Source organism: Erythrobacter sp. NE805 (assembly GCF_046452355.1).
In the GTDB taxonomy this organism is placed as follows: Bacteria; Pseudomonadota; Alphaproteobacteria; order Sphingomonadales; family Sphingomonadaceae; genus Erythrobacter.
In genome coordinates this window covers 730,007-742,619 of record NZ_JBKFDI010000001.1, presented here as the reverse complement: position 1 = coordinate 742,619, position 12,613 = coordinate 730,007, and the positions used below count along the sequence as shown (strand labels likewise).

Sequence of the window (12,613 nt, the reverse complement as noted above, 5' to 3'; positions counted from 1 at the left end):
GACCTATTCATGCCGCAGTGCCTGGATCGGGTCGAGGGCCGCAGCGCGCTTTGCCGGGACATAGCCGAACAGGATGCCGACGCTGCCCGACAAGGCGACCGCCAGGATGCTGATGAAGGGATCGAAGGCGAAGGTGACCCCCATCAAGGGGGCCACGAGGGCGGTGGTGGCAGTGGCAAGCGCGAGACCCACCAACCCGCCGAACGCCGAGAGCACCACCGCCTCGATCAGGAACTGCACCAGCACGTCGCGCGCGGTCGCGCCGACCGCGAGCCGGATGCCGATCTCCCGCGTGCGCTCGGTGACCGAGACGAGCATGATGTTCATGATCCCGATGCCGCCGACGATCAGGCTCACCGCCGCGACCGCCGCCAGCAGCGCGGTGAGCATCGCCGTGGTCGAGGACACGGTGTCGGCGATCTGGCGGGCGTCGAAAATGCTGAAGTCGTCGTCGGTGCCCGCGTCGATATAGCGCCGGTCGCGCATCAGGCGCCTGAGGTCTTCCTTGATGCGCTCCGGGTCGTAGCGATTGTCGTAGGCGACCACGATCGTGCTGACGTCGCGCGAGCCGGTCAGGCGCCGCTGCACCGCGCCGATCGGCATGAGCACGCTGTCGTCGGGATTGTTGCCGAAGCCCTGCCCGCGCGGCTTCAGCCCGCCGACGATGGTGCAGCTCACCTTGCCCACGCGGATCAACCCGCCGACGAAGGCGAGGTCCCCGAACAGGCGCTGGCGCACGGTGTCGCCGAGCAGGCAAACGGCGCTGCCGCTGTCCTCCTCCTCGGCGGTGAAGCGGCGGCCGGCGGTGACGGGCCATTGCTGCACGTCGAGATAGGCACCCGTGGTGCCGGTCACCGAGGTCTTCCAGTCCGAGGCGTTGGCCACCACCGTCCGCTGAGTCGTCACCTGCGGCACGGCGAGCCGGACGCCGGCGATCTCCGCAGCGATTGCGGCGACGTCGTCGAGGCTGAAGGGCCGCCCGCCCGCCCCGCCGCCGCGCACCGTCTGCCCCGGCATTAGCGTGAGCGTGTCTGAGCCCAGCGCGCTGATCGAGGCGGTGATCGCGACCGTGGTGGCATTGCCGAGCGTCACCATGGTGACCACCGACCACACGCCGATCACGAGGCCGAGCACGGTGAGGACGCTGCGCAACAGGTGCCGCCGCAGCGCCTCGAGCGCCATCGCCACAGCCGTCCACATCATCGCCGGTCCTCGATCCGGGCGATCAGCCCGTCGGCGAAGTGGACCACGAGGTCGGCATAGGCGGCCATCTCCGGCTCGTGCGTGACCATGACGATGGTGATCCCGCGCTCGCGGTTCAGCCGGACGAGGATTTCCATGATCTCCTGCGAGCGGGCGCTGTCGAGGTTCCCGGTCGGCTCATCGGCCAGCAGCAGGCGCGGGTTCGTGACCAGCGCGCGGGCGATCGCCACGCGCTGCTGCTGCCCGCCGGAGAGCTCGGCGGGGGTGTGGTCCCACCATTGCTCGAGCCCGACCAGCGCCAGCGCCTCGAGCGCCGCCTTGCGCCGCGCCGGCTTGGGATCGCCGCGATAGAGCAGCGGCAGCTCGACGTTCCTCGCCGCATTTGTCCGTGCCAGCAGGTTGAAGCCCTGGAAGATGAAGCCGATCGCGCGGCGGCGAATCAGCGCGCGCTCGTCGTTGGTGAGGCTCACCATCGCCTCCCCCTCGAGGAAGTATTCGCCCGCACTCGGCCGGTCGAGGCAGCCGATGATGTTCATCGTCGTCGACTTGCCCGAGCCCGAGGGGCCCATGACCGCGACGAAGCGCCCGCGCGGGATGCTGAGGTCGACGCCCTTGAGCGCGGCGAAGGCGGAAGGACCGCTGTCGTAAAGCTTGGTGATGCCGGCGAGTTCGACCAGCGGGGTGCTCATGGTTTCGCCGCCTCGAGCAGGCCGAGCACGATCTTCTGGCCAGGGCGCAGGCCCTTGCCCGTCACCGCGGCGCGGTCGGCGGAGACCGCGACGATCTGCACCGTCAGCGCCTTGAGCTTGCCGTCCGCGCCCAGCACATGGATGGTCTGCGTGCTCCCTGCCCCGATCCGCGCCTGCTGGCGCTGCTGGTCGCCGAGGTCGGGCGGGCCGACACTCAGCGCCTTGCCCGCCGAGGGCCTGGCCGGAGCGAAGCGCATCGCCGCGAGCGGCACCACGAAGGCGGAGCGGTAGGTCTGCGCGGTGATGCTGGCGGTCGCGGTCATGCCGGGTCGCAGCAGGCCGTCGGGATTGGCCACCGACAGCCGCGCCACGTAAGACACCACGTCGCCGCTGCCGCTCGTGCCCGTGCCGCCGTCGGAGGACTTGGTTGCGCCGACGTCCACCCGCTCGACACGCGCCGGAAAGCTCCGGCCCGGGAAGGCGTCGATCGTGAAGCGGGCGGCCTGCCCCGCCTTCACGCGGGTGATGTCGGCCTCGTCGACCTCGACATCGAGGCGCATGGTCGAGAGATCCTCGGCGATGACGAACAGCTCGGGCGTCTGAAACTGCGCGGCGACGGTCTGGCCGGGATCGACCTTGCGCGAGAGGACGATGCCGGTGACGGGCGCGAAGATGGTCGCGCGCTCGAGGCTGATCCGGGCGCTGAACACCTGCGCATCGGCCTGCTTCACCGAGGCGCTTGCGGAATCCACCTGGGCGAGCGCGCGGCGGTAGTCGGCGCGGCCGACGTCGAACTCGGCCCTGGAGGGCACCTGCCCGCCCGAGAGCTGGCGCACCTCCTCGAGCCGCTGGAGCTGGGCTGCGGATTCGGCGAGTGTCGCCTCGTTGGTCGCAAGCTGCGCCCGGGCCGACGCGAGTGTCGCCTCGGCCTGCCGCAGCGAGGCGCGCAGCCGCTCGGTATCGACCACGGCGAGCACCTGGCCGGCAGTCACGAGATCGTTGTTGTCGACATAGACTTGGGTGATGATCCCCGATGTCTCCGAACCGACCTCGACCTGATTGGTCGGCTGCAGATTGCCGGTTGCGCTGACCGTGACCAGCAGATCCCGCTTCTCGAGATCGAAGGTCGCATATTGCGGCCCGGTATCCGCGCCGAAGAACAGCGCGCGTGCCGCCAGCGCAAGGAGGACCGCGCCGACTGCTGCGAGCGCCCAGACCCAGCGCCGCGGCAGGCGGCGCCGCGCCAGCTCTGCCCTGACGCCCGCGACGAGGCCTTGCGGTGTGTCGCTCATGTCGGTTGCTCCGGCTTCGGCGATGCGAGCGGGTCGTCGCCGCCCAGGGCCTGGATCAGGGTGATGGCGGCGCGGGTCACGTCGGCCTCGGCCTGGACGCGCTGGTCGCTGGCGGTGACGAGGTTCTGCTCGGCGTCGAGCAGGTCGCGGAAGTCGACGACGCCGGCGGCGTATTGCTGGCGCAGGATGCGCGCAGCGTTGCCGGTGGCCGTCTCGACCCCGCGCCTGAGTGCGAGCCGCTCGCGCGCGGCGGCGAGCGCGGCGTAAGCATTGTCGACGTCCTCCAGTGCGGCGAGGAGTGCCGATCGGTAGTCCTGGAGCGCCGCCTCGGCCCGCGCCTTCTGCGCGGCGAGGTTGGCGCGGTTGCGCCCGCCGTCGAAGAGCACCTGGTCTATCAGCGCGCCGATGCTGCCGCCGACAGCGTCGGCGAGCTTCCCGAGGCCGCTGCCGCTGCCGCCGAGCGATCCGCTGAGCGACAGGCGCGGCAGCAGCGCAGCCCGCGCGACGCCGACCTGCGCAAGCGCGGCGGCAAGGTTCGCTTCCGCGGCGCGCAGATCGGGGCGGCGGCGCACGATCTCGACCGGGGTCAGGGGCGCGACGTCGAGCGGGGCGGGGATGCCAGTGCCTGCGCCGATCAGTTCGTCGATCGCGCCCGGGGTCCGCCCCGAAAGCACCGCGAGCCGGTTGGCGGCGCTGCGCCGGTCGGCGGCGAGGGCGGGCAGCTGCGCCTCGGTGCCGAGCACGAGCTGGCGCGCCTGTTCGTTGTCGAGGCCGGTGGCAAGCCCCGCCTGCACCCGCCAGGCGGCGATCTGGCGGGTCTGGCGCTGCGAGACCAGCAGGTCCTCGGTGAGCGCGATGCGCGCCGCCGCGAGGCGCTCGTCGACATAGCTGCGGGCAAGCGAGCCGATCAGGGCGCGTCGCTGGTCGCCGTAGTCGGCGGCAGAGGCGCGCGCCTCGGCGTCGGCGGCGCGCGCGCTCGCGCGCAGGCCGCCGAAGAGGTCGATCTCCCAGCTGGCGCTGAGCTCGGCCTGGTAGATGCTTCGCCCCGACCCGGGCTGGGTGTCGCCGGCAACCGTGCGGTTCGACGACGCGCTTGCCGACAGCTGCGGGAAGAGGCCGGCCCGCTCGGCGATCGCGCTCTTCCGCGCCGCCTCGTAGCGGGCGCGGGCTGCGGCCAAATCGGGATTATCGCTCGCCAGCATGGCGACGAGCGCGTCGAGCGGGGGCTCGCCGAAGCGCGCCCACCAGCGGTCGAGCGGGGTGGGCGCGGCGGCGTCCGCAGGCTGCGAGGGCAAGCGGTCGGGCACGGCGATGCCCGGGTCGGTCGGGGCGGGAAGTGCCCCGGTCGCGCAGCCCGAGAGCAGCAGCGCCGGCAGCAGCACGCGCGCCGCGCGCGGTGGCCCCCATCCGCACACTCGCCCTTCCGCTCGCTCGGTCTCGTCCCCAGGCTTCATGATGGAGCCGTGCTAGGGGCGCCGGATTGTCGCGGAATTGCGCGATTGTGTCAGCCGCGAAACATTTCGAAGCTGACACATCGGTAGGGGAAGGGCCGATCAGCCGGGCCGCTCGGGCATCGGCATCCCGCTCGGCGGCGGCGGCATCGGCATCCCGCCGCCCGGCCCCTTGCCCGGTCCGGGTCGCGGCAGCTCCATCATGTCGAGCGCGTCGTCCTTGTTCGCGTCGAACTGGTCGAACCGGCGCCGCTGGTACTGCCGGAGCTCGGCAGGATCGACCCGGCCATCCGAATCCGCATCCGCCTGCAGGACTACGGTCGCACCGAGCGGCTCGATCAGCAGGCGCAGGATCATCGCGTTGTCCCCGGACCCCAGATCGAGCGGGAGCGCCGAGGGCACCATCTCGCCGCGGATCGACGCGGCGGCGACATCCGAGAGGGCCTGCGAGCCCATCTGCTCCTGCCACTGCTGGAACTCGCCGAAGTCGAGCGCGCCGTTCCGGTCGAGGTCGATCGCGGCAAAGCGCCGGCGTACCGCCCGGGTGGCGGCCTCGCGGATCTGCTCGCGCACTTCGGTGACGGTGAGGAAGCCGTCGCGGTCGCGGTCGCCGGCGCGGAACTGCTCGTCCACGGCCTCGAGCAACACCTCGACCTTCAGCGGCTTGGGCGGCTTGGGCGGGCGGGGCATGCCGCCGGGCGGCATCCCGCCGGGAGGCATGCCCCCGGGCGGTCCGCTCTGGGCTTGGGCGGCCGGGGCCGCGAGTGCGACCGCGGCCGCCAAGGCAAGGGTGAGGGCCTGCGCGGCGCGCTGCGTCAGGATTCCCGGAACCGGCTTTCTCGTCATGGATGGCACTCCGGTTTGCGGCGACCTAGAACTGGGTGCCGACGTTGAAGGAGACGATCTGCGTATCGTCCGCGTCCTCCTTGAGGATCGGGAAGGCCAGATCGATGCGGAACGGGCCGAAGGGCGAGTTCCAGTTGATCCCTGCGCCGATCGACATCCGCGGCCGCCAGGTGTCGCCCACGTAACGCTCGCGGAACGGGCCGATGGTGGTGCCGAGCGCCTGGTTCTCCGACCCGTCCGGCGCGCGCCTCGCGATCGTCGTTATCGTCTCCGCGACGCCGTCGCCGTTGGTGTCGTAGGTCTGGCTGTAGAGCGCCCGCCCGCGATCGTCGCGCGAAGCGATGAAGCGGCCGTCGGGGAAGGGGCTCGAGGACAAGGCCGGGTCGGCAAGACTGAAGACCGAGCCCGCATCGAGGAACAGGGTCGGCCTGAGGCCCAGCTCGCGCGCGCCGCCGGGCAGCGGGATCTCCAGCTCGAGCCGCCCGAGGTAATAGGCATTGCCCCCCAGACCCTCGCGGGTGCTGTCCCCGTCCTCCTCGTCGCCGTCGCCGTCGCTCACAAGCTCGATGCGCTCGATCGCGGGGCCGATCCCGCGGATGTCGAAGCCGCGCAGCTGCGGATCGCCGAGGAAGAAGCGGTCGGTGAGGCGCGTCTCGCCGCGCTCGAGGTTGTGGATGTAGCCGCCCTCGACATGCGCCCGGCCGATGAAGCCGCTGCCGATGTTCCAGAACCGGGTCGCCTGGCCGCGCAGGCGCACATAGGCGGTGTCCCCGCCGAGCCCCGCCAGCTCGGTGCTGACAATCACGCGGCGCCCGCGGGTCGGGCGGAAGCCGTTGTCGAGCGTGCTGTGATTGTAGCTGAGGCCGAGGATCGAGCTCAGGCGGTTGCCCACCGCGTCGCACAGGTAGCGTCCGGCGAGCAGCGGCTCGCAGGTGTTCTCGCCGTCGCCGTCGAGATCGGCGAAGTAGGTGTTCTCGTCGAGAGTGACCTCGTCGTAGTTGAGGGTGTAGCTGCCGATCAGCGAGGAAAACTCGGAGAGCGGCAGCCCGAGGCGCAGCGCGAAGCCGGTGGTCGCCTGGCGGTAGGACGAATCCGCATCGCGCGTCGCCGCATCGTCGTAATCGCGGCGGTAGACGTCGGCCCCGAAGGAGATGTTGCGGTCGAAGATGTAGGGCTCGGCGAAGCTCGCCTGGATCGACTGGGTCACGTTCGAATAATTGAGCGAGAGCCCGAGGGTCTGGCCCATCCCGCGGAAGTTGCGCTGCCGGATCGAGCCGTTGAACAGGATCGATTCCGCTGACGAGAAACCCGCCGAGAGCTGCAATTCGCCGGTCGGCCGCTCCTCGACATTGGCTTCGAGGACGACCCGGTCGGGCCCGCTGCCCTGGGTCTGCCTGATCTCGAAGTTCTCCTGGAAATAGCCGAGCGACTTGATGCGCGCCGCCGAACGGGCGACCGGCAGGCTGTTGAAGGCGTCGCCCTCGAAGATCCGGAACTCGCGGCGGATGACCTTGTCCTGCGTGATCGTGTTGCCGTTGACATCGACCCGCTCGACATAGACCCGGGGCGCATCGCGGATCACGAAGGTGACGTTCATCCGGCGCGCCTCGGGATCGCGGCGGAAGCGCGGCTGGACGTCGGCGAAGGCATAGCCGAAGCGGGCGGCGAGCTCGGTCAATTGCTCGACGGTGTCCTCCACCGTCTTCGCGTTGTAGACGTCGCCGTCCTTCATCGGCAGCTTCGCGTTCAACGCCTCGCTGTCGAAGTCGCGCAGCTGGACGTCTGTCGAGACGTCGCCGAAGGTGTAGCGCTCCCCTTCCTCGACCACGTAGGTGATGATGAAGTCGCGCTGGTCCGGGGTGAGCTCGGCGACGGCCGAGACAACGCGGAAATCGGCATAGCCCTGCGTCAGGTAGAACTGCCGGAGCTTCTGCTGGTCGAAGGCGAGGCGGTCCGGGTCGTAGCTGGTGCCCGAACTCAGGAAGTTCTTGGCGCGGTTCTCCTTGGTGACCATCTGCCGCAGCAGTGTCTCGTCATCGAACAGGGTGTTGCCGATGACGTTGATCTTCTGGACGCGCGACTTGGGACCTTCGTTGATCTCGAAGACGATGTCGACGCGGTTCTGCGGCAGCTGCACCATCTTGGGCTCGACCGTCGCGGCGAAGCGGCCCTGGCGCTTGTAGAGCTCGATGATCCGGGCCACGTCGGCGCGGATCTTGGAACGGGTGAAGATCTGCCGCGGGGCGAGCTTGATCTCGGGCAGGATCTTGTCGTTCTTGATGCGCTTGTTGCCCTCGATCACGATGCGGTTGATCACCGGGTTCTCGGTGAGCTCGATCGTCACGATCCCGTCGCGGAAGACGATCCGGGAGGCGCTGAACAGGCCGGTCGCGGCGAGATCCTTGAGCGCAGCGTCGGCGAGGGCGGGGGTGTAGCGATCGCCGACCCTCAGCGCGACATAGCTGAGGATCGTGGAGGCCTCGAGCCGCTCGTTGCCCTCCACGGTGACGGCGGTGATCAGCGGTTCCTGCTCGCGCGGGGGCGGGGCTGGCGGGTCCTGCGCGGCAAGCGCGTCCGGCGCCATGCCTATCGCGCAGGCGAAGACGAGGCTCCGCAGGAGGGCGCGGTCCATGAGGTGCACGGCCATGCTCAGAACGCCAGTTCCAGACCGGCCTGCACGCTGTAGGTGGTCTGGTCGGTCTCCTTCTCGCCGCTGCCGGTCACGAACCACTTCCAGTCGTAGCCGCCGCCGCTGATCGTCGCGCGCCCGAGCCAGGCATCGTCGAGCCGGCGTCCGCCGAGCGTGAAGGGATCGGCGTCCTCGAAGTTCGCGGTGGTGTCGCCGAGCGCCCCGCCAAGATTGGTCCGCCGGCCGCCCGAGAGCGACACCGCGAGGGGCAATCTGCCGCGGCCCCGATCGCCGAGCGAATAGGAGAGCGTGACCAGCGAATTGAGGTTCAGCGCGTCGCTCTTCCGGTCGGCGACCGTGAGGTTCATGCCTGCGCCTGCGCCGTCCTCCTCGTAGCCGTCCTCGGTCAGGCGGAAATACTCGACCGAGGCCTCGGGCGTGATCGTAAGCCTGCGTCCGATCTGCCCCTCCCACGAGACGCCGGCGAGGCCCGACAGGAGGACGCCGGAGGAGTCGGAGGTCGCCGTCCGCACGACGTCGGGATCGTCGCGCTCGCCGTCCTCGTCGTCGTCCTCGACCCCGTCGCTGTAGCCGTTGAAGGTGCGCTCCGAGCCGAACTGGACATAGCCCGCCGATCCGCGCGCGAAGGCGAGCAGCTTGCCGAAGTTGCGGCGCCAGTGCAGCGCGAGCTCGTATTGCGAGGCCTCGGTGGTGCCGTCGACGTCGGAGCGCGCGTTCTCGCCCCAGAAGGCATTGCCCGACAGGCCGACCCGGCCGATCCCCAGGCTGAACTCGTAGCCGCCGGTGATCCCCGTGCCGCTGATGTCGTAGCCGCCGGCCAGCGCCGGGGCGTCGCGCTCGCCCGAGAGCGTGTAGGCATTGAGCCAGATGCGGGTGCCGCTCGCCTCGAACATCGTGTCCCGGTCGGCAAGGTTCGCCGCGGCCGTGCGCGAGGCGCGGGTGACGAGGTCGAAGTTGCCCCCGGTGTATTCGGGCGTGAGCGCGAGCAACTGGCGGCGCAGCACCGCGCCGTCGTTGGCGGCGAGCAGGCTCGTCTCGAGCCCCGCGTCCTCCGCCGCGGCCGTGAGCAGGCTCGGCAGCGCGGCATCGAGCACCGGATCGAGGCCGAGTTCGGTCGCGTCGCGGCGCCGGATGTTGAGCGTGATCTCGCCCGCAGCCGTGTCGGTCACGACCTCGCCCGCATAGAGGAACGGCAGGTCGCCGCCCTCGGTCGCGAAGTCCGGCGAGCCGGTCAGGCTGTCGGCGGTGAGCACGGTGTAGCTTCCGGATTCGACATCGAGCGAGGGGACGGCGAGCCCGATCTTCGATCCCGCGGCGAAGGTGGCGGTGCCGACCTCGTAGCGCGAGTTGGTGCCTTCCTCGGTGTCGATGCGGACGACCAGCGTGCCGTCGCTGCCGACCGAGAGCGAGGAGAAGGACAGGGTCTCGACCTCGCGCGCGCCGAAGGAGCCGGACCTGACGTCGACCGAGAGCCGCTCGCCGCCGGAGATCTCCGCGAGAACCGAGCCCTGGCCATCGATGGTGATCGTGCCCGGCGCCCCGGCGAAGTCGAGCAACCCCACGAGCTGCGCGTCGTCGATGACCGAAAGCGTCCCGGTGCTGCTGCCGAAGGAGATGTCGCCCCGCCAGACCGCATCGCCGCTGAGCTTCACCGTGTCCGAGCCGGAGCCCAGGAAGGCATCCCCGCGCACCTGGCCGTCGGAAATGTCGACAAGGTCGTTGCCGGAGCCGGTCCGGATGTCGCCGCTGATCGACGTGTTGACGAGGTCCTCCTCGTCCTCGTCCTCGTCGTCGGCCGAGTACTGGATGATCGATACGCCGGTGGTGTTGGCGGAGAGGTCGATCGCGACCACCTCGTCCTCGAAGGAGCCGTTGGCGGTGATGAAGCCCTGGCTGCGGATCGTCGTCAGCGTGCCCGAGAGGTCCCGGACCCCGACCGAAGCGCCGTCGCCGGTCGAGCTGATCGAGGTGGTGATCGTCCCGCCGTCGCGAAGCTCGAGCGTGGGAACCACGGCATTGCGGCCGATCAGGAGGCCGGTCGCCGTCGTGTCGATGGTCGAGGCGTTGATGCGCCCGGTGAGCAGCACTCCGCCCTCGAGCGTCACGACCTCGCCCGATCCGCCGATCGAGACCCCGGTGGCATCGATGCCGCGGCTCCCGCCGTTGCCGCTCACGCTCCCGTCGATCTGCAGGGCGAAGCCGCGATCGCCCGCGCCGATGGTGATCGGGCCGCTGCCCCCGATCAGCAGCGCCGGCGCGGCGCCGTAGCCGACGACCGAGCCTGTGCCCTCGTCGGCATCGTCGAAGCCGTCGTCGTCTTCGTCGTCGTCGCTGGCGCTTTCGGTCTCGGGCGGCTCGGCGACGGTGATCCCGCCGGTGACGTCGCCCTTGATCCACACCGCAGCTGCGCCGGCGCGCAGGTCGTTGCGCGAGAGCGACATGCTCCGCCCGCGGTCGTCGGTATAGTTGGTGCGCTGGGCGATGGTCCCCTGCAGCACCAGCTCGCCGTCGATCGGGCCCTCGGCGACATAGGCGCTCGCACCGCGGCCGAGCACGGTGATGTCGCCGCGCAGCTGCACATCGCCCTCGACCCGCGCGGTGCGCACCCCGACCGAGTTGTCGCCGAGCACGCTGATCGACCCGGTGTGCACGAGGTCGCCGCGCATCGTCGAGGCGACGACGATCCCGCCGGAGTTGAGCCCCTCGACCACGATCCGGCCGTCATCGGTGATGTTGCCGGTGTAGGTGCCGCCCGGCTCGACGAGGATGCCATAGCGCCCCGACGCGCGGGCGACCGGCCCGTCGACGACGCCGTCCTCGTTGCGATCCTCGGGCGAGAAGCTCTCGCGCACGTAGATGTCGCCCTCGTTGGTGATGTTGGCGGCGATGTTGGGCCGGATGGCGATCCCCGCCGCGCCGCTGTCCTCGCCGGTCTCGATCTCGCCCTCGCTGGTGACCGAGTTGGCGCTATCGACGATGATCGCCGGCCCGCTGGTGACGGTCACCACTCCGTCCTCGGTGAGGGTGATGTTGCCGGCCTGCGAAGTCCGCAGCGGTCCGGTGCGCTCGTCGTTCACGGTGGTCTGTGCAAGCAGCGGCGAGGCAAGCATCGCCGGTGCCCCGGCGGTTGCGAGCAGGGCCAGGCGTCCAATCGTCATGGTGAACCAATCTCCCAGGCGGCCCGCGCCGGTCCGGCGCGAGCGTCATGGCCCCCGGGGGTCTCATCGCCGCCGATTGTGTCGATCTTTTTCCGAGTTCATTGCACGCCTGTAACGAACCCGCCTACGGGCGTGAGTCATCGACGGTCGTCTGCGGGAAAGACCGGCGCGCTCTCCGGTCGATCGTGAATTCGGTATCCGCACCCCCCCATTTTCCGGATGTTTCACGTGAAACATCGCGAAAACGCGCATTTGGCGGGGGTCTGGAGGGCTCTCGGAGGGGTCTGGACGGGGCCAAAGGGCGTCTGGACGGGGTCTGGAGGGTTGCAAGGCCCGGCCTGCGAATCCGTCATCCCCCGCCCGGCAGGCCGGCGAAGGCCTCGACGATCCACTTCTGCACCAGCCTTATCCCTGCAAGGCCGCGCAGGTCGCGGTGGACGATCAGCCACGGCTGGCGGCTCGGCAGGGGCGAGGGCGGGGGGATCTCGACCAGCGCGCCGGCGGTGCGCAGCGCGAAGGGGGCGGGACACATCGCGACCCCGCCGCCGCCGAGCGCCGCCGCCAGCAGCCCGCGCGTGCTGCCGGTGCGCATCGCCACCGCCTCGGCGAGGCCGTGGCGCTCGACCCAGGCAAGCTCGGGCAGGCGGCCGTAGCTCTCGTCGTAGATCAGCAGGCGTTCGCGCGCGAGGTCGAGCTCTTCCGGCGCGCGGGCCCCGAGATAGCCGGGCGCAGCGAACAGCCCCAGCCGGATATCCGCCAGCCGCCGCGCATAAAGGCTCGCGCCCTCGGGCCGGACCATGCGGATCGCGAGGTCGGCGTCGCGGCCCGCGAGGCTGACGATGTCGGCCTGCGACTGCAAGTGCACCGGGACATCCGCCCCCATCGCCCACAATCGCCCGAGCGCCGGGGCGAGCACGTCGGAGATCACGAACTCGGTCGCCGAGATCCGCACCGGCACGCGCCGCGCCCCCTGCCTGAGGCTCTCCGCGACCCGCTCGACCCGCCGCACCTGCTCGGCGAGCGGGGCGGCGGCCTCGGCCAGCGCAAGGCCCTCGCGGCTCAGCCGCACCCCATCGGTGCGCCGGTCGACGAGCTGGAGCCCGAGCGCCTCCTCGAGCGCCGCGACGCGCCGCGAGACGGTCGAAACCGCCACCCCGCGCAGCCTCGCCGCCGCGCTGAGCGTGCCCGCGTCGCGGATCGCGACCAGGTCGCCGAGGTCCTGCGGATCGAGCGGCATCGCGGCACGTCCTTGCGATAATCGAAAACTGTTTTGCCATATCGCAAGATCACCCGCGCCGCGCAATCGCTTACCATGCCGTGCACA

At 70.5% G+C, this 12,613-nt stretch carries 8 protein-coding genes; all 8 read right to left on the bottom strand.

Annotation, left to right across the window (positions count from 1 at the left end):
• Nucleotides 1–3: 3 nt before the first annotated feature.
• Nucleotides 4–1,203 carry an ABC transporter permease gene (locus ACLBKU_RS03390; RefSeq protein ID WP_410178126.1) on the bottom strand — a complete coding sequence of 400 codons (1,200 nt, stop codon included), beginning with the start codon at nt 1,201–1,203 and terminating at the stop codon, nt 4–6.
• Nucleotides 1,200–1,892 (bottom strand): ABC transporter ATP-binding protein, encoded by a 693-nt coding sequence (locus tag ACLBKU_RS03385; protein ID WP_410178125.1) that lies wholly within the window; start codon nt 1,890–1,892, stop codon nt 1,200–1,202. The genes ACLBKU_RS03390 and ACLBKU_RS03385 overlap by 4 nt, the downstream gene beginning before the upstream one ends.
• Complete coding sequence (locus tag ACLBKU_RS03380) at nt 1,889–3,184, bottom strand: efflux RND transporter periplasmic adaptor subunit (RefSeq protein ID WP_410178124.1); 1,296 nt, start codon at nt 3,182–3,184, stop codon at nt 1,889–1,891. Before ACLBKU_RS03380 ends, ACLBKU_RS03385 begins: the two co-directional genes overlap by 4 nt.
• Nucleotides 3,181–4,566 carry an efflux transporter outer membrane subunit gene (locus ACLBKU_RS03375; protein WP_410178123.1) on the bottom strand — a complete coding sequence of 462 codons (1,386 nt, stop codon included), beginning with the start codon at nt 4,564–4,566 and terminating at the stop codon, nt 3,181–3,183. The genes ACLBKU_RS03380 and ACLBKU_RS03375 overlap by 4 nt, the downstream gene beginning before the upstream one ends.
• A gap of 171 nt (nt 4,567–4,737) precedes the next feature.
• Nucleotides 4,738–5,481 carry a hypothetical protein gene (locus ACLBKU_RS03370; protein WP_410178122.1) on the bottom strand — a complete coding sequence of 248 codons (744 nt, stop codon included), beginning with the start codon at nt 5,479–5,481 and terminating at the stop codon, nt 4,738–4,740.
• Nucleotides 5,482–5,506: 25 nt separating this feature from the next.
• On the bottom strand, nt 5,507–8,128 hold the full coding sequence (gene bamA / locus ACLBKU_RS03365) for an outer membrane protein assembly factor BamA (protein WP_410178121.1): 2,622 nt from the start codon (nt 8,126–8,128) through the stop codon (nt 5,507–5,509).
• A 2-nt stretch (nt 8,129–8,130) separates the two neighbouring features.
• Nucleotides 8,131–11,289: an autotransporter domain-containing protein gene (locus ACLBKU_RS03360; RefSeq protein ID WP_410178120.1), complete on the bottom strand. Its 3,159-nt coding sequence runs from the start codon at nt 11,287–11,289 to the stop codon at nt 8,131–8,133.
• A 349-nt stretch (nt 11,290–11,638) separates the two neighbouring features.
• Nucleotides 11,639–12,526 carry a LysR family transcriptional regulator gene (locus ACLBKU_RS03355; RefSeq protein ID WP_410178119.1) on the bottom strand — a complete coding sequence of 296 codons (888 nt, stop codon included), beginning with the start codon at nt 12,524–12,526 and terminating at the stop codon, nt 11,639–11,641.
• Nucleotides 12,527–12,613 lie beyond the last annotated feature (87 nt).